Origin of the sequence: Bradyrhizobium erythrophlei (assembly GCF_900142985.1) — a bacterium.
Classification (GTDB): domain Bacteria; phylum Pseudomonadota; class Alphaproteobacteria; order Rhizobiales; family Xanthobacteraceae; genus Bradyrhizobium; species Bradyrhizobium erythrophlei_B.
Genome location: NZ_LT670849.1, coordinates 243,548 through 261,624, shown reverse-complemented (window position 1 = coordinate 261,624; position 18,077 = coordinate 243,548). Strand labels below are relative to the sequence as shown.

The window sequence follows — 18,077 nt, the reverse complement described above, 5'->3', positions numbered from 1 at the left end:
AACGTCAAAATTCCCGCGCCCTTCGGGGCGCGGGACCGTCCGTCCGTAGGGTGAGCATCATGACAATGACCAAGATCAAGCTACGTCTTAATCAACAGCAACTCGAGTTGATCGACAACACGGTCAGGTCGGGGGAGAGCAATAGTCGTAAGGATCTTATCCGCCGCGCCTTGCGCGAATTTGCCAAAGCCAACCTTCCGCAGCCGGAAAAAAACCAATGACCTCGTCCGACCGCAAGCTGCTTTACGAGCTCATCATTCAGCCCGGAACGGGCAAGGCGCTGGAAATGCGGCGCGGGCAAGTTCTTCGGATTTCTCAAACGAGCGGCCGGCAATGCGCTGACTTCAACTGTTTTAACTTGCACGACTACAAGGAGTTCTTCCACACCGGCCGAACGCGTCATCTTCATGGACTGCATCCGACCAAGGGCGATTTCCTATGGTCGGCGCCGCCGCGCGAGCGTCCGATGATGGCGATCATCGAGGACACAGTCGGCACCAACGACGTTCTCTATCCGCGATGCAGCGCATTTCTGTTCGAATATCAGTACGGTCTGCCGGTGCACACGAATTGCCACGACATTCAGGCCGAAGCGCAGCGTGAATACGGGCTGACTCCCGACGATGTGCACGACTCGTTCAATTTCTTCATGCATACCGGTGTCGGCCAGGATGGCCACCCCTTCATCGCGAAAAACACCGCGGGGCCGGGCGACCATGTCGAGCTACTGGCGATGATCGACGTGCTTGCGGTACCCAATGTCTGCGGTGCGGACGTCATGATGACCAGCGATTTCGAGCTCAAGCCGCTGAAGCTGAGCCTTTATGAAGGGACGGAAGCGGACTGGGCCCGTGTCACCGAGCCTCCGAAAATGCGCAGTCAGCGCAACCCGCTCGATTTCAAGGTCAAGAACATCAAGGCGGATCGCGAGCTTTGCAAGGATGCGGCCTACGAGCCTGACTTCACCAACGTGCCGATCCAGATCGCCGATCTCGAGATTGAACTGAGCGCCGAAGAGATGAGTTTGCTCTCTGAACTCGCCAGAACCGGTAAGTATGGCAACACCGATGCCGATGTCCTGCGATACGTGTTCTTTACATGGTGGATCGGCGAGTTCATGCGCGGCCCCAAGCACGTACCGAAGGAGTGAAACGGCCGCGATGACTGGCTTGGCTGGGAAACGCTTGCATGCTTGTGTATGTACCGGCTGACAACTTATAGAAGCGGAAGGGATGGCTGGCGGCAACGTATCGGGCGCGCCGGCCCTCTGTCCAACAAACGTCCATGGGAAGCGAATAATGATTGCCGGGGCACGCAAGAAAGACAGGATCGTCTCGATGCCCGAGAGCCGCGTCGGCCTTAAGATGCGGCATACGCGTCTACTCAAAGGGCTGACGCTGAAAAGGCTCGCCGAGTTGGCCGAGTGTTCGGAATCTCTTTTGTCCCGGATCGAGAATGGAAGCGCCAACCCCTCGATCAAGACGATGCACCGTGTAGCGATGGCGCTCGATATGCCTGTATCGGGATTGTTTCAGGACGGCGGCGTCGAGGATTCAAGCGTCGTGCTCCGCCAAGGCGAACGTCCGACGGTCCAGGCCGGACAGGGTAAGGGGCACAGGCTTGAGGCGCTGATACCGAGCCGTCGAGGAAATCTGCTCTCGGGCTATATCAACGATATCGAACCGGGCAGCGGCAGTGAGGGGGTCATCAAGCACGAAGGCGAAGAGTTCGGATATGTGCTGGATGGCGAGATCGAACTGATCGTCGACAAGAAAAAATATCAGTTGCGCCCTGGGGATAGCTTCTATTTCCGGTCGGAAAGGCCGCATTCCTACACCAATAATCGCAAGAAGGTCGCGCGCATTCTGTGGCTGAACACGCCTCCGACATTCTAGGCCGCCGGTCACTTTGGCGGCGTTCGCCTATCTGCGACGGATTAAGCGAAGGGAGAGTACGACGTTGGACAAACAGTTCATTCATCCGCCGGAGTTGTTCAAGCATCCGGCCTACAGCCGCGTCGTCACCGTCGCGGGTCCCAGCAAGATGATCTTCATTGCGGGGCAGACGGCATCGGACGAAAACTACAAGCCGATGTTCGTCGGCGACTTGCGCGGCCAGTACCATCGGGTCATGGAGGCGCTGACGATCCAGCTGAAAGCGGGCGGCGCGACCTGGGACGACGTCGTGTTCCGTCGCCTTTACGTGCTCGATATGGACGCATTTATCAAAATCCAGACCGATCCAGCGATGACATTTCCATGGCACCCGGACCGCCCGCCGCCGAGCACCCTTGTCGGTGTGACACGCTTGTCGCACGCTGATTTTCTCATCGAGATCGATCTGTTCGCGGTGACCGGTGCTTAGGCTAAATCGCAACCGGCCAAAATAGAGCTAGGGAATTTCGCGCCGGCTGGCTACCAGCGTAGTTGATCGGTATGAGCCGGCGGAAAATCCAAACCAGCTCGACAATTTCCGCGAATGCTGCTTTTGCTCAGAGCTTGATGTCAGCCTGGACCAGCACGTGATGCTTTGAACCGAAATGTTCTTGAAGAGCTTTCAACGCGGCGACACCGCAAGCCGTATCCTGCTCGCCATTGCCGCCGCTCAAGCCGACGCCACCGACCACCTCGCCGTCGACCACGATCGGATAACCGCCGACGAACACCGCAAAACGGCCTTCAAAGCTCCACTGGATTCCGAAAGCCTCGTTGCCGGGCAGGGCAGGGCCGTTCGGCGTCTGGTTGAACAGATGGGTCGAGCGCTTGTGGCCGGCGGCGGTGAAGGCCTTGTTCCAGGCGATCTGGGGACCTGTGATGCGCGCGCCGTCCATGCGCTCGATCAGTAAGGGGTGGCCGCCGTCGTCGGCGATGCACACTGTCTCGAATACCCTGATCTCTTCGGCCTTGGCAATTGCCGCCGCCGCCATCAGTCTCGCCTCGGCGCGCTCGAGCTTGAATGTCTGTCGCATGTCTTGTCCGTTCTTGAGGTCAGGTGCCGCGGTAGATCGTTTTGATCTGGGTGTAGAACTCGAGTCCCACGCGACCGGACTCGCGGAATGTCGAGGTCGAGGAGCGCTTGACGCCGCCAAACGGCGCGTTGATCAGATTGCCTGTCGTGGTCCGGTTGATCTTGACGGTGCCGGCCTCGATGTCGCGGGCAAACGCGTGCATCAGCGAAGGGTTGCGGGTCGCGATTGCCGCGGACAGGCCATACTCGCTGTCATTGGCCTTCGTGATCGCGTCCTCATAGCTCTCGACCTCGATCAGGGCGAGCACGGGCCCGAAAATCTCCTCGCGCGCAATTCGCATGGCTTGAGTGACGTCGGTGAACACGGCAGGCCGGACGTAATAGCCGTTGTCGTAGCCGGGGCCGGCCAGGCGATCACCGCCATAGAGCCATTTCGCTTCGTTCTTACCGATGTCGACATAGCGCAGTACGGTCTCGAGCTGCCTGGCGGTAGCGAGCGGACCGATATCGTTGCCCGCGGTCATGCCGTTGCCGATCTTCAGCGCCTTGATCTTCGCGATCAGGTTTTCGGTGAAGGCGGCCCTGACCGCACGCATCACCAGCACGCGGCTGGTGCCGGTACAGGCCTGTCCGCTCAGCGAAAGCCCGCCCTTGACGGCGAGATCGGCCGCCTTGTCGAGATCGGCATCGTCCATCACGATCAGCGGGTTCTTGCCGCCCAGTTCCATCTGCGTGCGCGTGGTGATGCCGACCGAACGATGGATCTGCTCCCCGGCCGCCGTCGAGCCGGTGAAGGAGATCGCGCGGACGACTGTGGGCGTGGTGACCGCTGCACCGACGTCGCCGGCGCGCCCGTTGATGAAGTTCAAGACGCCCTTCGGCAGTCCGGCGGCCACGAAGGCTTCGGTCAGCCGATAGCCCGACAGTGGCGCGTCGGAGGAAGGCTTGAATACCACGGTGTTGCCGGTGATCAGGGCAGGCGCGATCTTGCGCGCCGGGATCGAGGTCGGAAAATTCCACGGTGTGATTACCGACACCACGCCGAGCGGTTCACGCTCGGTGTAGACAATCATGCCTGCGTCGTCTTGCGGAAAGACTTCGCCGGCCAAGGACTGACCTTCCACGGCGTAAAAGCGCAGTGTCTGCGCCGAGCGGAGGATTTCGTCCTTGGCGAGATTGAGCGGCTTTCCCATTTCGCGCGTCATCTCGGCGGCGAATGTCTCGGCATTGGCTTCGAGATAATCGGCCGCCTTGTTGAGGATCCTGGCGCGCGCAGAGATCGGGGTCTTTCGCCACACCGGAAATGCGCTGGTGGCCGCGCGGACGGCGGCTTCCGCATCGCCAGCGGTCGAGGCGGCAAACCGGCCGACGATGTCGCTGGTGTCGGCCGGGTTGATGTTGTCGAGCCATTCGCCGCTCGAGGCGGCCACCCATTCGCCGCCGATGTAATTGTTGAAAGACTTGAGGTCTTGCCGGCGCAGCGGCAATTCGGCAGCAAGGCTCATGGTTTCAGCTCCAGAACAGGACGGCACAGACGGTCGCGACGAACAGGCCGGTGAGGACGGGCACAAGCAGCATGCGCACGGTCTCCAGCACGGGGACACGGGCAAAGCCGGCAACCGCAATCAGCGACGACCAGGCGATCAGCGTCCCGCCGCCGGTCCAGACCGCGCCCATCTGGCCGACAGCGCAGAGCGTTGCGACATTGAGTCCGACCGCAGGCCCGAGCGCGCCCGAGAGTGAGCCGGTCAGCGGCAGCCCGGCGAAACCTGATCCGTCGATGCCGGTGATCATGCCGACCAGGAGTACGCCGAAGGCGACCAGATAATGGTTCTGCGGAATAAAGGCCTGGGCGGTCTGAACGAGATCGAACAAGAGGGGAGGTGCCTCGCCAGCCGGCACGTTCAGGATTCCGGCGGCAAGATCGCCGCCGGCGCCCATGAAGAAGAAGCCTGCGATCGGCAGTACCGATCCCATCGCCTTGAAGGCGAAGACGAAGCCGTCGGTGATGTGTTCGGCGCAGACGTCCAGGCTTTTGCGGGCGCCTTCGGCGGCGATCGTCGCCAGGATCATCAGCACGGCGCCCATGCCGCCGACGAGCGCGGCTGCATCGCCGCCCTTCAATTCGGTGAAAATGCCGCGAAGCCCGAGCTTCGGCAGGATCATCACCGCGATCACGGCGGCAAAGCCGAGCGGGGTAAGAATGGCAAACAGCTTTGACCAGCCGGCGCGGCGCTTGTCGATCAGCGGCAGATGGTGGCGGAGCTTGTCGTCGATCGCGAGCGGCTCCTCGTAGCTCGTCCCCCGGGCGATCTCCGCCTTGTCGAACGTGCCGGCGGCTTCCAGTTGCTTGGCATCGCCGTTGCCCGACTGCCGCTGCCATTGTTCCAGCAGCGCTTCGCTTCCCGGCTGAATCAGCTTGCGGCGACGGATCGTGAGGTAGGCAAGCAGCAAGGCAACCCCGCCTGCGATCAGCGAGAGCGCGAGCGCACGATCGGCAACGGCCGCAGCGCTCACCGTCGCTCCCGCCGCCTTGGCGCTGATGGCAGGGGCAACGCCGATGACATAGTCCGAGGAAAGGGCCATGCCTTGACCCGCAATCGCAATGGCCATGGCGCCAGCCAGCGGCGACAGTCCGACCGCGATGGCCGCGGGGAGCAGCACGGCCGAGACCAGCGGCACCGCCGGCGTCGGCCAGAAGAACAGCGAGATCACGTAGGTGACCGCGGCGAGGATGAAGAAGGCCTGATGGCCGTTGCCCATGATGGCACGGAACGGCTGCACCATCAGCACGTCGGAGCGCAGCGTTTTCAGGGCGTTCAACAGCGCCGTGATCAGGGAGATCACCAGGAAAATGTTGAACAGCTCCTTGGCGGCGACGAAGCTTGCGTTGAAGATGCTCGCCACCGCGCCGACAGGACTTGCCGTCCAGGCCAATGCCACGACGAAGGTTGCGACGATCGAGGGCAGCACGACATTCGCGCGCAGCACCATCGTCAGGACGACGGCGAGGATGCCGGCGACATAGGCCCAATGGGCCGCCGTTATCACGATAGGATGGGTCATTCGGCGCGCCTTGCCTTCTTTGTATACAAAGTTCCGTTTGACGGCCGGCTTGGGTGGCCGGTTCGTTCGTCTGTCTCAGGCCGTATCCTTCGTTTCCAGATCTCGCGGTCGCATTGACACAGACCAAAATTGTATACTATATACAATTTAAATTGCAACCGGTCGCATTCGCGATCCCGAATCCTGGCCTTAAGGGGAGTGCCTGCAATGCCTGAATTGATGAACCACGTGGACTTCCGCACCGCGCTTGAGAACGCCATCAAGGGCAAGAGCGCCAACAAGGCGCCGTTCAGCGTCGCCTGGGCCAGCGGCAAGCTCAGCCGCGCGCATCTGGCGCGCTGGGCGGAGAACCACTTTCACTATGTCGGCCCGTTCGCGGACTATCTCGCCTATGTCTATGCGCGGATGCCCGACGGCTATACGGAAGCGAAGGATTTCCTGCTCGCCAACATGTACGAGGAGGAGATCGGGGGCGATCGGCACACCGACCTTTTGATCAGATTTGCGGAAGCCTGTGGCACTACGCGCGAGCGCGTGATCGATCCGGACAACATGTCGGCGACGACCCGCGGCCTGCAGAGCTGGTGCTATGCGGTGGCAATGCGCGAGGACCCGATCGTTGCCGTGGCCGGTCTCGTCGTCGGCCTGGAATCGCAGGTGCCTTCGATTTACCGTCGGCAGACCCCGACGCTGCGCGACAAATACAAGTTCTCCGACGAGGAGGTGGAGTTCTTCGACCTTCACATCGTCTCGGACGAAATCCACGGCGAGCGCGGCTATCAAATCGTGCTGGAGCATGCCAACACGGGCGAATTGCAGCAGCGTTGCCTGAAGATCTGCGAGGTCGGTGCGCAGATGCGGCTGCTCTACACCACGGCGCTGTATTGGGATTACGTTGCCAAGGACCTTCCGATCGAACAGCTCGAAATGTCCGAGCTCAAGGTGGCTTAAAGCTAGTGTGGCGAATTTGAAGTTCCGATCAGTTCTGCGGCAAATTCGTTATTGGAACTTCAAATTCAAAGCCGCACTAGGACCAATAAATTGCTAGAGCTCCTTTGATCCCGAAGTTCGCATCAGAGGTGCCGCGGATAGCTTGCGAACTCGGAATCGGAGCTCTAGTGCCGTTTATCGTCCTGCATCGCGAGGGGCAGACCTATCGGGGCGAGGTTGCAGAGAACAGCAACCTCGTCGTGAAGGCAGGCATCCGGCAATTTCCGTATCCGCACCTGCGCTACGGTTGCGGGATGGGCAAATGCGCCAAATGCGCCTGTCGCGTGCTGAAGGGCGCCGAGCATCTGCCCGAGCCGAACTGGAAGGAAAAGCAGCGATTGGGTCCGCATCTCGAAGAGGGCTATCGCTTGCTCTGCCAGCTCTGGCTCAAACATGACATCGAGCTCGAGCAGGACAAGGAGCCGCTTCAGCCGCTAAAGGGTGAAGCGCCGAAAACCGAAGCGTCGACAAGTCAGCAGCCGTAACGACCACGTCACTCAATCCACCAGCGAGGGCGCCATGTTTGTGATCCTGACCAGCAAACCCGGTCAATTCAGAACCGAGGTCACCGATGGCCTGAAGCCGCTCGATGCCTACGACTACCTCTTCTACGGCCAGAAGAAAGCGCACTTTGTCATTGCCGAACTCGTCAGGGAGGATGCCCGAATTCGCGTGGTCGAGGAGGTCAGCGAGATCGTCAACAATGTGCCGTGCAAGTTCCTGGAAAAGTTCGACTCGCGCGAGCGTGCCTTCGCGGAGCTGGAGCACCTGACGACCTTTGGTCACATGGAGACGAGCCTGCGCAAGACGGCGACTGCGGCTGCTGCCTGATGCGATGATCAAGGTCACTTTCATCACCAACAACGGCAAGACGGCCGAGGCGCCGGAGAACAGCAACCTGCTGCGTGTCTCGCTGCGCGAGCAGGGGGGGATTCCCTTCAAATGCGGCGGCGGCATCTGTGGCACCTGTCGGTGCAAAATCGAAAGCGGGCTCGAGAACACCGACGCGATCAAGCCGAAGGAGCGCAAGCACCTGACCGAGGAGGATTTCCGACAAGGTTACCGGATGGCGTGCCAGACCTTCTTGAATGGTGATGTCAGCGTGTCCTGGGTGCCGCTGTCGGAGCGCGGCCCAAATCCATCCCGCACGACGGTAGCCGCGGTCGCGGCGCCGGATTCGGCGGCCGACGGCCGGGCCGATCCTTGAGCTGCGGTGGTCCCTTTTGAACCATGCTGGCCCGCTCACGGACATGCGCCTCGGCGCAGCAAGGCTTGCGAAAAGCTTGTAATATGGGGGAGGTAGTCGTTATCTCCGATTCGTTATACCGCAGATGAAAACGTCTGCGCGGTGCATTTTACAAGGCGGGCACACCTCATGGCCGTTGGTTCTGGATCGTTCAAGCGTCGGGTCGGTGAGGAGCATGCCTCTCTGCATGGGCAGGTGATCACCGAGTTGCGTCAGGCGATCCTCACCGGCCGGCTCAAGGCCGGCGAACGGCTCGTGGAGGGACGGCTCGCCGACGAACTCGGGGTTTCACGCAATCCTGTGCGCGAAGCCATCCGCGTGCTGGCTTCGGAGGGGCTGGTCGACGTCGCCGCGCGCCGGGGCGCCTCGGTTGCTGTGATGTCCGATCAGGAGGCGCGCGAGACCATCGAGGTGCGCGCGCTTCTGGAGGGACAAAACGCGCGGCTTGCGGCGCGGCGGCACGACAAGGAATTGATCAAGCGTATCGATAGCGTGCTGAAAAAGGGAACGGCGGCGGTCGAGGCCGGCCGTTTCGATCAGCTGTTCGAATTGAACCAGCAATTCCACGATGCGCTGGCTGCCGCCGGTCAGAACCGGGTGCTCAGTGAATTGCTGCAAAAGCTGCGCGATCGCACCGCGATGCTGTTTGCGCCGATGTCGCCGACCCGGCAATCGCGGTCCTGGAACGAGCATGCGCAAATCCTGCGCGCTATCATTGACGGCGACGAACGGGCGGCTGCGACGCTGGCAGCCGAGCATGTCATGCGTGCCGGCGCTGATTTTCTGGCCGGGCTCGATGCGGTCAGCGAGGAAGTCGAATCTTCCTCCCAGCGCAGAACCCGTTCCTGCGCATCAAGCAAATCCGGCGCAGCTCCCCGCCGGGTACCACTTGCCGCCCGCGACTGAAACAGCCGTCACTGCCTGTCGAGGGATGAACAGACCTGGTTCAGGTGCGGCGCGAGGTCGTTTCCGAGATCGGCATGAACGGTTATCTGGACCGCTCTCCGCCAAGGTAGGCGCGTTCTAGCCGGTGCGGCAGATCGGCCTCGCCGGTTGCCGCTTCCAGCACGATGTGGCCCTGCACCAGCGCATAGACGCGGTCGGCGACAGCCAACGCTTTTTCGAGCAGCTGCTCGACCAGCAGCACGGCCGTTCCGTCGCCGCGCAGCCGGGCGATCACGTCGAGCACCCGGTCGACCAGCACGGGCGAAAGACCGGCCGACGGTTCGTCCAGCATCAAGAGGCGAGGGCGGCGGACCAGGCCCTGGGCCACCGTCAACATTTGCTGCTGGCCGCCCGAGAGCGCGCCGCCGCGCTCGTGGCGCTTCTCGGCGATCTCCGGAAACAGCGAAAGCGCCTGCTCAACGCGCGCCGCACGCTCGCCGCGCGGCAGGTCGTAAGCGGCGAGCAGCAAATTGTCGGTGACGGAGAGCTGCGTGAACACCCGATGCCCCTCGATCACATGCACGAGGCCTTCGCGCGCCGTTTGACGCGGCGTGGCGTTGGCGATGTCGCGGCCGCCAAAGCGCACGTCGCCGGAATTGACCGGCAGCAATCCCGACAGCGCGCGCAACAGTGTGGTCTTGCCGGCGCCGTTGGGGCCGAGCAGGGCGACGACTTCACCGGCGGACACGTGAAGGTCGATCCCGTGCAGCACGCGGATCTTGCCGTGGCCGGATTCAAGCCGAGCAACCGAAAGCAGCGGATCAACCACCGAGGTAGGCACTGACCACCTCCTTGTGCACGCGGATCTCCGCGGGCGTCCCGGCGGCCAGAATGCGGCCGAGGTTGAGCACCGTGACCTGATCGCAGATATCGAAAATGAGGTCGGCATGGTGTTCGACCAGCAACAGGCCCGTGCCGCGGCGGCTGATCGCCCTGATCAGGGCAGCCAGGCGCTCGATCTCGTCGCCGGAGAGGCCGGCGGCGGGCTCATCGAGCAGCAGGAAATCCGGCTCCAGCATCAGTGCACGCGCGATCTCGATGAAGCGCAATTCGCTGTGCTGCAGGCGGTCGGCGCGGACATCGGCAAGCGCTTCGAGGCCAACGACGCCGAGCAGCGCGCGCGCTTTTTCGGTCAGCATCTGCTCGTCGCGCCGGTTGCGCGGAAGCGCGAACAGCGCTTCAACAAAAGAGGCCCGTCCGTCGATGTTGCCGCCGATCATGACGTTTTGCAGCACCGAGGCTTCGCCGATGACCCGCGGCGTCTGGAAGGTGCGGGCGATGCCGTGATGGGCACGCAGCGTCGGCACGCCGGGTTGCAGCATGCGGTCCCCGAGGCCGATCGTCCCGCCCTTGGCGACATAATAGCCGGAGATCACGTTCAACGTCGTGGTCTTGCCGCTGCCATTGGGACCGATCAGGCCGTGGATCTCGCCCGGCTTCACATCGAGATCGAGGTTGTCGATCGCGCGGACATTGCCGAAGCTCAAGGTGACGCCGCGCAGTTTCAGGGTCTTGTCGCCGGCGGTCTTGCGGAAACATTCCGCAAGTGCTGCGGGACGCGGCACGATCGCGCGGTTGGAGGCGAGCGGACGGCGGTTGCGCAGGTCGAGAAGGGCGGCGATGCCGCCCGGCATCACCAGCACGATCACCAGCAGCAAGACCGCGTAAAAGAAGGTCGACCATGCCGCCAGCGGAGCCGCGACCTCGGGCAGGATGGTCAGGATGATGGTGCCGAGCATCGGACCCAGGATCGACCCGCGCCCGCCAATCAGGATCGCGATGAAGAACAGCACCGAGAGGTCGAAGGTGAACGCATCCGGCGTGATGTAGGTCTGCAGGCTCGCGAACAGGCCGCCGGCGATGGCGGCGAGTGCGCCGGCAAACAGGAAGATCGCGATCAGCATGCGCGGTTTGGAAATGCCGGTGGCTTCGGCCGCGACCTCGGCATCGCGAATGGCGATCAACGCGCGGCCAAACCGGCTGTGGGCGACGTTCGCGGTGAGCCAGGTGCATACGGCGGCAAAAGTGATGCAGAGATAATAGTAGCCCCAGGCCGTGTTGAACGGCGCGGGGAATTCCGGTCCCACGATGCCGATGCCGCCGCCGGTCACGCTCTGCCAGGCGAGCGCGATCTGGGCGACGATGGTGGCGAAACCGAGCGTCGACATCGCGAAATAGAAGGTGCGCAGCCGCAGCGCCGGCAGGCCGACGACGACGCCGAACACGGCGCCGACAACGCCGGCGATCGCGAGTGCCGCGAACACGTCGAGCGGTGGCATCACATTGCCGGCCACCAGCACACTCGTCGTGTAGGCGCCGAGCGTCAGCAAAGCGACATAGCCAATGGCGAGGTGGCCGGCGAAACCGACGATCAGGTTGAGGCCGGAGACCAGCACCCAGTAGATCGCGGCGCGGGTGCCGATCAGCGCCCAATAGTCGTTGCTGACAAAGGGCAGGATCATGGCGGCCGCGAGAATCGCGAGGAACGGGGCGATCTGTACGCCAATTCCGCGCCAGGCGCGGTTCTCGCTGCGGGCGGGCGTTGCGGTGACGGCGGTCATCACACCCTCCGCGCCGTCGAGAAGCCGAACAGACCTTGCGGCCTCGCCAGCAGAACCACGATGAACAGCGCAAACACCGCCACGGAAGAGAAGATGCCGCCGACCAGGAAATTCGCCGCCTGCTGAAACAGGCCGAGCACGAGCCCGCCGATGACGGCGCCACGGTTGTTGCCGAGGCCGCCGAGCGCAACCGGGACGAAGCCGTAGAAATTCAACAGCGCGCCGTTGGCGAAGAACGCCAGCAGTAACTCGCCGCCGGAAAAGCCGGCGACGCCGCCGATGATGCCCGCCAGCGCATAGCTTGCGACGCGCAGATTGCGTTCGGGCAGCCCAAGCGCGCGCGCCGCAAAATTGTCCTCCGCGATCGCAAGAAAAGCGCGGCCGACCAGCGTGCGGCGATAGAGATATTCGAGGCCGGCAATCGTGATCGCGCAGGCCGCAACCGGCAGCCAGAATTTTTCGTCCCATACGCCGCTGCCCCAGCCGATCAGCCGCGGAAACGGCTGCGGCTCGGTGCCCCATTTGATGGCCGCGACCTGCTGGATCATCAACGCAAGCGCCAGCGTCGAAAGAACGTAAAGATGCTGATCGAGGCTCTTGAGCACCGGCCGCACGGCGACGAATTCGGTGATGACGCCGATGATCGCGCAGGCGACCAGCGTCAGGATAAAGCCTATGAGCAGCGGCATTCCCATTTTCAGCGTGAACATCGAGCCGAACACCCCGCCGAGCATGGCGAGCTGTCCGGCGGTGAAGCTCATCACGCGCGAGGTCGAGAACATCGTGTTGTAGGTAACGCCGACCAGCGCGTAGATCGCGCCTGCCGCCAGACCGGATGCGATGATCGAGGCGAGCATCGTGGCTCTGCTCCCCGCCGCCTTTATGTGTATCCGGGCGCTAGCGCAAAGGTGCCGTTCCTGGCCGTGGAAGCCTCGGACATCACGACCTCTTCGGTCAGATAGCCGTTATGCTGGGTCGGCGTGAATGTATAGTTGCCGAAATAACCCGGATATTTCGACAGCGAATTCCAGTATTTGATGATGCCTTCGCCCTCGGTCGAGCCGCTCTGTTCGACGGCCTTGGCGATCAGCTCGATCGCATCGACGCCGCCGGCGATCCACCACAACAGCGTGTCCTTGACCGAGACATTGGCCTTGAGCAGCCGGTCGACCAGATCCTGACTCTTGGCGGGCAGTTTGCCGGAGGCGTCGTAGCTGCAGCTCTTGTAGCCGATCGCGTAGACCTTCTTCCAGTTCTCCGGTTTTTCGACGAGGCCCGCGAGTTCGCCCGACGACATAGAAGGGTGGCCGACAAAGGGGACGTCCCAGCCCATCACGGCGCGGGTGTTGAACATCCGCGCTTCCATGCCGGTCGAGACGCTCCAGACCACGATGACCTCGGTGCCGGCGTTTCTGGCGCGGAGGATATCTGGCGTCATGTCGGGCTGGGTCGAGTCGATGTTGGCCTGATAGACGACTTCCGCGCCGTCCTTCTTGAATGCTGCGACCGATGCGCCGACCGCGGTCACGCCATAGCCGGTGGTGTCGCCGATCACCGCGATCTTTTTGACTTTAAGGATATTGAGGCAGTAGTTGCGGACCGCATCGTCCCACTGGCTGTTGGAGGGCGCGAGGCGGAACGCGTTCGGGAATTTGGTGGGGTCGATCAACGTTTCCACCACGCAAGGGTGGATGTTCGGCATCTTCGCGCGTGCCATGATCGGCGTGGTCGCGAGCGCCTCGCCGGAATTGAACGGTCCCCAGATCGCATGGACCTTGGCCTGGCTGATCAATTCCTGGGTTGCGTTGACGGCCTTGGTCGGATCGCCCTGGGTGTCGCGGGTAATGACTTCGAGCTTGCGGCCATTGACGCCGCCGGCGGCATTGAGGGCGTCGACCGCGAAAATCACACCGCGGTTGAAGCCGATCGTCGGCGCTGAACTCGGCCCGGTCATCGCCGCAAGGAATCCGATCTTGATCGGTTCTGACGCGGCGACCGCACTGCGAAGCGGAAACGTGGAGGCGCCGAGCGCACCCGCACTTGCCAGTAATACCTGGCGACGTGAAACGGCCATTTGCTACTCCCCTGATATTTTTTCCGGCTCCCGTCGTTGCCGCGGGGCCTACGCAGTCATTTGAGGTCTATCGCCAAAATTTTTGACTGGTGGAGCGAATTTGAACCGGATGGGGACGGCTTGTCCAGAGCCCGCGGGGAAACCGCGTTGCCGCAGCGAGCTTCGCCTCTGGCATGCAAGGCCGGCCGGCGGGCGCCCGGCATCCGCTCGGTGAATGTCCGTTTTTGGAGTTTGAACGGGAGAAGGTACGGTTGTCCCGCCTTATGCTTGAGGCGGAAGCATGCGGGCAGGACGTAGATAGATTTGGCCTTTTATCGCCCAAATCAGCTATCGCCCATCAGCAACCGCGGCAGATGCCTTTGAGCTTGGCGGCGGTTTGAGCGTCTGCCTCGATGAGGGGGTCCTTGTAGGCAGCGCGCGATGCGTCCGCTTCAACCGGCGTTGGCTTGTCCTTTTTGGCAGCGGATACTGCATCGTAGCAAGCCAACCGCTCGCCGGCGCCTCGGATCATCCGACAGTCCGGCCCGGCAGCAAGAGCGCTTGACGTGCACACGCATAGCGCCAACACGGCGACAACCTTTTTCATTTCGATTTTCCTTTGCGGGGGAATGCCCGCCGGGTTTGCGCCAGGATAGCTCACGCCGACGGCGCTGCATTTCGCCGGACGGAACGCGCTGAATGCGTTCAGTCGTACGTCAGATACAAGCGTTATCCCGCGTCGTTATTTCTTCTTCCCGGAAGCGAAGTCCGGCTGCCACGACACGCTCTTTTGGCTTGGCGCCGCGGCAATTGTCTTGATCTTGGTCTTTTTGGGCTTCTTGACTTCCCGATTGCCTCTTTGCTCGCCTTTGGCCATTTCGCTCTCCTGTTATTCGACAGTGACTGGACGCCAATACCGACCGTTCGATCGGCTCAAGATGCCGCCGAGGTGCGCTCCTCCGAGTTCATGGCGCGCTCGAGGGCTTCAATCACCATCTGGGTCTCGATGAGTTTGTGACGGGCTCGCTCCGACTTGTCGCGATCGAAAGGAGCGGCGAGCACCTTCACATGCGCGTCCCTGTCCTCGATCATGCGTTCGCGGGCTTTCTTCAGCATTTCCAGCCGTTCCGTCATCAAGACTCCATCTGCCCTCACCGTGCGACCGCAGTCGACGGCAGGCTACCAGCGAAGAACGACCATGGCGGCGATCAGGAGTGCGAAAAACAGCGGCACGAGCACCGGAGGCACAAGCCAATCTCGAATATCGAAGCCAGAATTGAAGCTGTGAGTGTCGGGCATATTGACCGCCATTCTTGATTAAGGCGGGAGCGCAAACGCTCTCAGTCACCGATAACAGCCCGGGGCGCGCGGTGATGGCGAAAGCGTAACAGTTCGTTCGTCCAATAGCGAGGCCAATCGCGTTACGCAGCAAGGCTGGAGGGCACCGGAACCGCACACTAGTGCGGTGAATTTGAAGTTCCTATCAGTTTCGCGGCAATCTCGTCATAGGAACTTCAAATTCTAAACCGCACTAGATCATATAATTAGCTAGTGCTCCTTTGATTCCGAAGTTCGTAAACGTGGAGCCGCAATATGATACGAACTTCGGAATCGGAGCACTAGACGACCTCGTCGGTCCAGACGGTGAAACTGACCAGGGTGTTCGCTCCGAACGTCTGGGTAATCGGAACGTCGGCGGCGTCGCGGCCTTGGGCGATCAGAATGCGGCCAATGCGCGGAATGTTGTTGCGGGGGTCGAACGTGTACCAGCGACCGCCGATATAGGCCTCGAACCATCCCGCAAAATCGCCGGCAGCGTAGGGAGGCGGCATGCCGATGTCGCCGAGATAACCCGTGCAATACCGTGCCGGGATGTTCATGCAACGGCAGAACGTGATTGCCAGGTGTGCGTAATCGCGACAAACGCCCTTGCCCTCGTCGAAGGCTTCCCACGCTGTCTTGGTTGCGCGTGCATGTTCGTATCCGAACGTGATGTGGTCATGAACGAAATCGCAAATCGCCTGAACCCGCGCCCAGCCGGGTGTCGTCTTCTCGAACAGGTTCCAGGCAATGTTGGAAAGCCGGTCGGTTTCGCAGTAGCGGCTGCCCAACAGATAAACGATCGCATCTGCCGGAAGATCCTCCACGGCGTGTTGGGTGGCGCCAGGCACGCTCACATCAGGCAGCCCGCTGTCTTGAACGAGACCATTGGCGGCAAGACGTACCCGGCCGGCCGGCGCGACGAGGCGGCTGCACCAGTTGCCGAAGCCGTCTCGATAGGGCGTGATCGGTACGGAAGGGTTAATGGTCAGGTAATCGGGCTCGAGGATGTCGGAGGCCCTGGAAAAATGCGTGCCCACCACCGCAATCAGGGGCGTCGGCTGAGGAAAGTCATAAATCATCTCGAAGCCGACACGGATTTTCATGCGAGGCACCTGGTTCAAAGCGGTTGCACAGCAGCAATGGCACGCGGCTTTCAACCTCAAGCGGTGAGTGGAACTTCGAAAACGGTCATTGAAGAACGTTTGAAAGCGCCGCCGCAGACCTGGGATCGGGCCACTTTGAGCAATTCGCTGGCGGATTCACCGGAAAATGTTCCGGCATTCTCGTGACATGGCTACGAGGGCGGCGGATTACAAGACAAGCGAGGCGATCTGGCTGACGGGGCTATCTTTTTCCGAGAAAGCGATAGCTATTCGAATTAAAAGAGCGCACGGTGAAACCATGCACAGAGTCGCGCGAAAGCCGCTGACGAGGCGCGTCGTGCCATGACCATGCGATCGCGGCGTGAAACCGTTACATTCCAGCATCCGTTCCGGATCAGGGGAATCGACCGCCTGTTGCCTCCGGGCGCCTATGAGGTCGTCACGGATGAGGAGATGATCGAGGGATTGTCGTTCCCGGCATTTCGTCGGGTCGCCACCATGATCATGGTGCCTGCGGCGGGGCAGAACTCGGCTATGGAAATGCTCTCCATCGGGTCGGTGGATTTGGCTGACGCCCAGCACGTCGATGCGAGCGCGTCTCGTGAGTGACGAACCGCTCGACCTCGACAAGCATCGGGGCATGGCCGCGCAAAAAGCCACTGACATCAGGCGTGCTCTGGCTGAGGTCGAAAGCAACGCGAGGCAATTGCGCGAGCGGCAAGAGGTGCTCGAAAGTCAACTCCTTGCGGTTCAAGCGACGTCCTGGCCGGAGGCCGCCGCCAAGGCGAAATATGTCCTGAATCTGTATGCCGCGGATCTGCCTCCGGGCGACACCCATCATCGCGATCTGGTCGCGGCCGTCTTTGCGGATTTTGCCCGGCTCACGGACAGGAACTGAATTAATCGCGTCTTCGAATGGTCGGAGACTTCCAAGCGCTCGATTGAAGATCGAACGCCAACCTGAAAGCCATATAGTCCATGCAGAATCTCTCGCCGCGTCACGTCAAGACAGAAGAGTCGCTTCGGCTCGGTGTCGTATCAGGTTGGTACAGCATCAAAGTGAGTGGAACGTTCGTTTCCGGGCCGCACGATTCCGAGGCCGATTGCCTGCGCAGGATCGAAGAGATGGATCCGCCGCCGCCAAAGCGCGGAAAGCGCGTACCCGCCGCATGAATAAGGGAGGCGTCAAATGGCACTGACACGCGGCAGCTTCAACGGTTATGAATTTGACCGGATGGTGGTGCTATTTTCGATGGTTGACGGCGAAAGGATGATACCCTGCGCCGTCAGCACATCCGCCATGGACGACCTGGAAAAGGCGGAGCGTGTCCCGCCAGAGCAGCGTGAATTGCAGTTCATGCGATTGCGCGATCGGATCGAGCAACGTGCCGCTGAAAAATTCGTCGCGAGGGAATTCGAGGGTACGCCGCCAGGTATCATTTTGCGTAGCCTGGATTTCAGAAAAGCCAGGTAGCGACGATTGATCGCGACGATGTAAAAGGATCTAGATAATGAAAAAACCTGTTCTCTCGATTGAAGAGCCGCAGCCGAAGAAAACGCTGCGAGCTGACCGGCCCCCTGTCGAAGGGTTCGTGACGATTGTCGATGGTCATTTCAAGTCGGAATTCGACACGGTCGACGCGGCAGAGTCGTCGGGTCGAAAACTGAAGGCGGCTTACCCGATGCTTCAGATAGAAATCTATGACGCCAGTGCGAAGACGCGTACTTTATTGACCTAGGCGATGCGGACGGGAGTCTCGGGCGACCGCGCCACGTCTCGCTGATGGCTGGACGTTCGATCGGCAGGTCGGCAGATCTCGGGC

At 61.4% G+C, this 18,077-nt stretch carries 25 protein-coding genes; 14 read left to right on the top strand and 11 right to left on the bottom strand.

All coding sequences use genetic code 11. The features are described from left to right. The first annotated feature begins 65 nt into the window (after nt 1-65). The 4 genes from BUA38_RS01195 (at nt 66) to BUA38_RS01180 (ending at nt 2,364) form a co-directional block, all read left to right on the top strand. Nucleotides 66-221: a ribbon-helix-helix protein, CopG family gene (locus BUA38_RS01195; protein ID WP_172805962.1), complete on the top strand. Its 156-nt coding sequence runs from the start codon at nt 66-68 to the stop codon at nt 219-221. Beyond that, nucleotides 218-1,150: a DUF1989 domain-containing protein gene (locus tag BUA38_RS01190; protein ID WP_072816120.1), complete on the top strand. Its 933-nt coding sequence runs from the start codon at nt 218-220 to the stop codon at nt 1,148-1,150. The genes BUA38_RS01195 and BUA38_RS01190 overlap by 4 nt, the downstream gene beginning before the upstream one ends. A gap of 82 nt (nt 1,151-1,232) precedes the next feature. Beyond that, complete coding sequence (locus tag BUA38_RS01185) at nt 1,233-1,895, top strand: helix-turn-helix domain-containing protein (RefSeq protein WP_197685902.1); 663 nt, start codon at nt 1,233-1,235, stop codon at nt 1,893-1,895. Between the two features lie 64 nt (nt 1,896-1,959). Continuing rightward, complete coding sequence (locus tag BUA38_RS01180) at nt 1,960-2,364, top strand: RidA family protein (protein WP_072816116.1); 405 nt, start codon at nt 1,960-1,962, stop codon at nt 2,362-2,364. A 127-nt stretch (nt 2,365-2,491) separates the two neighbouring features. Here the strand turns inward: BUA38_RS01180 and BUA38_RS01175 are convergent, their stop codons facing one another. From BUA38_RS01175 to BUA38_RS01165, 3 genes are read right to left on the bottom strand one after another with little or no spacing between them, the layout of a single operon-like run. Next, nucleotides 2,492-2,968, bottom strand: a complete 477-nt coding sequence (locus BUA38_RS01175; RefSeq protein WP_072816113.1) for a GlcG/HbpS family heme-binding protein — start codon at nt 2,966-2,968, stop codon at nt 2,492-2,494. Between the two features lie 19 nt (nt 2,969-2,987). Then, a complete protein-coding gene (locus BUA38_RS01170; RefSeq protein ID WP_072816110.1) occupies nt 2,988-4,472 on the bottom strand; it encodes an aldehyde dehydrogenase family protein in 1,485 nt (494 codons plus the stop codon). A gap of 4 nt (nt 4,473-4,476) precedes the next feature. After that, nucleotides 4,477-6,033 carry a hypothetical protein gene (locus BUA38_RS01165; protein ID WP_072816108.1) on the bottom strand — a complete coding sequence of 519 codons (1,557 nt, stop codon included), beginning with the start codon at nt 6,031-6,033 and terminating at the stop codon, nt 4,477-4,479. Nucleotides 6,034-6,240: 207 nt separating this feature from the next. Here BUA38_RS01165 and BUA38_RS01160 point away from each other — a divergent pair, with 207 nt between their 5' ends. From BUA38_RS01160 to BUA38_RS01140, 5 genes are all read left to right on the top strand, one after another. Further along, nucleotides 6,241-6,984 (top strand): TenA family transcriptional regulator, encoded by a 744-nt coding sequence (locus BUA38_RS01160; protein ID WP_072816106.1) that lies wholly within the window; start codon nt 6,241-6,243, stop codon nt 6,982-6,984. A gap of 167 nt (nt 6,985-7,151) precedes the next feature. Then, nucleotides 7,152-7,508 carry a 2Fe-2S iron-sulfur cluster-binding protein gene (locus BUA38_RS01155; RefSeq protein WP_072816104.1) on the top strand — a complete coding sequence of 119 codons (357 nt, stop codon included), beginning with the start codon at nt 7,152-7,154 and terminating at the stop codon, nt 7,506-7,508. Between the two features lie 34 nt (nt 7,509-7,542). Beyond that, nucleotides 7,543-7,854, top strand: a complete 312-nt coding sequence (locus BUA38_RS01150) for a ferredoxin (RefSeq protein ID WP_072816101.1) — start codon at nt 7,543-7,545, stop codon at nt 7,852-7,854. A gap of 4 nt (nt 7,855-7,858) precedes the next feature. After that, nucleotides 7,859-8,230, top strand: a complete 372-nt coding sequence (locus BUA38_RS01145) for a 2Fe-2S iron-sulfur cluster-binding protein (RefSeq protein WP_083587393.1) — start codon at nt 7,859-7,861, stop codon at nt 8,228-8,230. A gap of 168 nt (nt 8,231-8,398) precedes the next feature. After that, nucleotides 8,399-9,175 carry a GntR family transcriptional regulator gene (locus tag BUA38_RS01140; protein WP_072816098.1) on the top strand — a complete coding sequence of 259 codons (777 nt, stop codon included), beginning with the start codon at nt 8,399-8,401 and terminating at the stop codon, nt 9,173-9,175. Between the two features lie 82 nt (nt 9,176-9,257). On the opposite strand, the gene BUA38_RS01135 is transcribed toward BUA38_RS01140, so the two are convergent. From BUA38_RS01135 to BUA38_RS01105, 8 genes are all read right to left on the bottom strand, one after another. Next, complete coding sequence (locus tag BUA38_RS01135) at nt 9,258-9,995, bottom strand: ABC transporter ATP-binding protein (RefSeq protein WP_172805961.1); 738 nt, start codon at nt 9,993-9,995, stop codon at nt 9,258-9,260. Continuing rightward, nucleotides 9,976-11,775 carry an ABC transporter permease subunit gene (locus tag BUA38_RS01130; protein ID WP_072816095.1) on the bottom strand — a complete coding sequence of 600 codons (1,800 nt, stop codon included), beginning with the start codon at nt 11,773-11,775 and terminating at the stop codon, nt 9,976-9,978. The genes BUA38_RS01135 and BUA38_RS01130 overlap by 20 nt, the downstream gene beginning before the upstream one ends. Then, entirely contained in the window at nt 11,775-12,632 is an 858-nt protein-coding gene (locus BUA38_RS01125; protein ID WP_072816092.1) for a branched-chain amino acid ABC transporter permease, read from the bottom strand. Before BUA38_RS01125 ends, BUA38_RS01130 begins: the two co-directional genes overlap by 1 nt. 23 nt (nt 12,633-12,655) lie before the next feature. After that, entirely contained in the window at nt 12,656-13,849 is a 1,194-nt protein-coding gene (locus BUA38_RS01120) for an ABC transporter substrate-binding protein (RefSeq protein WP_072816089.1), read from the bottom strand. Nucleotides 13,850-14,186: 337 nt separating this feature from the next. After that, nucleotides 14,187-14,435 (bottom strand): hypothetical protein, encoded by a 249-nt coding sequence (locus tag BUA38_RS01115; RefSeq protein ID WP_072816087.1) that lies wholly within the window; start codon nt 14,433-14,435, stop codon nt 14,187-14,189. A gap of 135 nt (nt 14,436-14,570) precedes the next feature. Beyond that, complete coding sequence (locus BUA38_RS38420) at nt 14,571-14,705, bottom strand: hypothetical protein (RefSeq protein WP_276328156.1); 135 nt, start codon at nt 14,703-14,705, stop codon at nt 14,571-14,573. A 56-nt stretch (nt 14,706-14,761) separates the two neighbouring features. Beyond that, nucleotides 14,762-14,962 carry a hypothetical protein gene (locus BUA38_RS01110; RefSeq protein WP_072816084.1) on the bottom strand — a complete coding sequence of 67 codons (201 nt, stop codon included), beginning with the start codon at nt 14,960-14,962 and terminating at the stop codon, nt 14,762-14,764. Between the two features lie 485 nt (nt 14,963-15,447). Further along, nucleotides 15,448-16,254 (bottom strand): transglutaminase-like domain-containing protein, encoded by an 807-nt coding sequence (locus BUA38_RS01105; RefSeq protein ID WP_072816082.1) that lies wholly within the window; start codon nt 16,252-16,254, stop codon nt 15,448-15,450. 342 nt (nt 16,255-16,596) lie between these two features. On the opposite strand from BUA38_RS01105, the gene BUA38_RS01100 reads away from it, so the two are divergent. From BUA38_RS01100 to BUA38_RS01080, 5 genes are all read left to right on the top strand, one after another. Beyond that, nucleotides 16,597-16,863 (top strand): hypothetical protein, encoded by a 267-nt coding sequence (locus BUA38_RS01100; RefSeq protein ID WP_072816079.1) that lies wholly within the window; start codon nt 16,597-16,599, stop codon nt 16,861-16,863. Beyond that, the gene (locus BUA38_RS01095) at nt 16,856-17,152 is read left to right on the top strand and encodes a hypothetical protein (RefSeq protein WP_072825719.1); all 297 of its coding nucleotides are present in this window, start codon (nt 16,856-16,858) and stop codon (nt 17,150-17,152) included. Before BUA38_RS01100 ends, BUA38_RS01095 begins: the two co-directional genes overlap by 8 nt. A gap of 80 nt (nt 17,153-17,232) precedes the next feature. Further along, nucleotides 17,233-17,427, top strand: coding sequence for a hypothetical protein (locus tag BUA38_RS38695; RefSeq protein ID WP_072816077.1), 195 nt, complete (start codon nt 17,233-17,235; stop codon nt 17,425-17,427). Between the two features lie 16 nt (nt 17,428-17,443). Continuing rightward, nucleotides 17,444-17,728 (top strand): DUF1488 family protein, encoded by a 285-nt coding sequence (locus BUA38_RS01085; protein WP_072816075.1) that lies wholly within the window; start codon nt 17,444-17,446, stop codon nt 17,726-17,728. A 37-nt stretch (nt 17,729-17,765) separates the two neighbouring features. Further along, complete coding sequence (locus tag BUA38_RS01080) at nt 17,766-17,993, top strand: hypothetical protein (protein ID WP_072816073.1); 228 nt, start codon at nt 17,766-17,768, stop codon at nt 17,991-17,993. Nucleotides 17,994-18,077 lie beyond the last annotated feature (84 nt).

What these genes read in the sequence shown, in the direction of transcription:
- BUA38_RS01195 (WP_172805962.1), top strand. Translation starts at nt 66, where the DNA reads ATGACCAAGATCAAGCTACGTCTTAATCAACAGCAACTCGAGTTGATC.
- BUA38_RS01190 (WP_072816120.1), top strand. Translation starts at nt 218, where the DNA reads ATGACCTCGTCCGACCGCAAGCTGCTTTACGAGCTCATCATTCAGCCC.
- BUA38_RS01185 (WP_197685902.1), top strand. Translation starts at nt 1,233, where the DNA reads ATGGCTGGCGGCAACGTATCGGGCGCGCCGGCCCTCTGTCCAACAAAC.
- BUA38_RS01175 (WP_072816113.1), bottom strand. Translation starts at nt 2,968, where the DNA reads ATGCGACAGACATTCAAGCTCGAGCGCGCCGAGGCGAGACTGATGGCG.
- BUA38_RS01170 (WP_072816110.1), bottom strand. Translation starts at nt 4,472, where the DNA reads ATGAGCCTTGCTGCCGAATTGCCGCTGCGCCGGCAAGACCTCAAGTCT.
- BUA38_RS01165 (WP_072816108.1), bottom strand. Translation starts at nt 6,033, where the DNA reads ATGACCCATCCTATCGTGATAACGGCGGCCCATTGGGCCTATGTCGCC.
- BUA38_RS01160 (WP_072816106.1), top strand. Translation starts at nt 6,241, where the DNA reads ATGCCTGAATTGATGAACCACGTGGACTTCCGCACCGCGCTTGAGAAC.
- BUA38_RS01150 (WP_072816101.1), top strand. Translation starts at nt 7,543, where the DNA reads ATGTTTGTGATCCTGACCAGCAAACCCGGTCAATTCAGAACCGAGGTC.
- BUA38_RS01145 (WP_083587393.1), top strand. Translation starts at nt 7,859, where the DNA reads ATGATCAAGGTCACTTTCATCACCAACAACGGCAAGACGGCCGAGGCG.
- BUA38_RS01140 (WP_072816098.1), top strand. Translation starts at nt 8,399, where the DNA reads ATGGCCGTTGGTTCTGGATCGTTCAAGCGTCGGGTCGGTGAGGAGCAT.
- BUA38_RS01130 (WP_072816095.1), bottom strand. Translation starts at nt 11,775, where the DNA reads ATGACCGCCGTCACCGCAACGCCCGCCCGCAGCGAGAACCGCGCCTGG.
- BUA38_RS01125 (WP_072816092.1), bottom strand. Translation starts at nt 12,632, where the DNA reads ATGCTCGCCTCGATCATCGCATCCGGTCTGGCGGCAGGCGCGATCTAC.
- BUA38_RS01120 (WP_072816089.1), bottom strand. Translation starts at nt 13,849, where the DNA reads ATGGCCGTTTCACGTCGCCAGGTATTACTGGCAAGTGCGGGTGCGCTC.
- BUA38_RS01115 (WP_072816087.1), bottom strand. Translation starts at nt 14,435, where the DNA reads ATGAAAAAGGTTGTCGCCGTGTTGGCGCTATGCGTGTGCACGTCAAGC.
- BUA38_RS38420 (WP_276328156.1), bottom strand. Translation starts at nt 14,705, where the DNA reads ATGGCCAAAGGCGAGCAAAGAGGCAATCGGGAAGTCAAGAAGCCCAAA.
- BUA38_RS01110 (WP_072816084.1), bottom strand. Translation starts at nt 14,962, where the DNA reads ATGACGGAACGGCTGGAAATGCTGAAGAAAGCCCGCGAACGCATGATC.
- BUA38_RS01105 (WP_072816082.1), bottom strand. Translation starts at nt 16,254, where the DNA reads ATGAAAATCCGTGTCGGCTTCGAGATGATTTATGACTTTCCTCAGCCG.
- BUA38_RS01100 (WP_072816079.1), top strand. Translation starts at nt 16,597, where the DNA reads ATGACCATGCGATCGCGGCGTGAAACCGTTACATTCCAGCATCCGTTC.
- BUA38_RS38695 (WP_072816077.1), top strand. Translation starts at nt 17,233, where the DNA reads ATGCAGAATCTCTCGCCGCGTCACGTCAAGACAGAAGAGTCGCTTCGG.
- BUA38_RS01085 (WP_072816075.1), top strand. Translation starts at nt 17,444, where the DNA reads ATGGCACTGACACGCGGCAGCTTCAACGGTTATGAATTTGACCGGATG.
- BUA38_RS01080 (WP_072816073.1), top strand. Translation starts at nt 17,766, where the DNA reads ATGAAAAAACCTGTTCTCTCGATTGAAGAGCCGCAGCCGAAGAAAACG.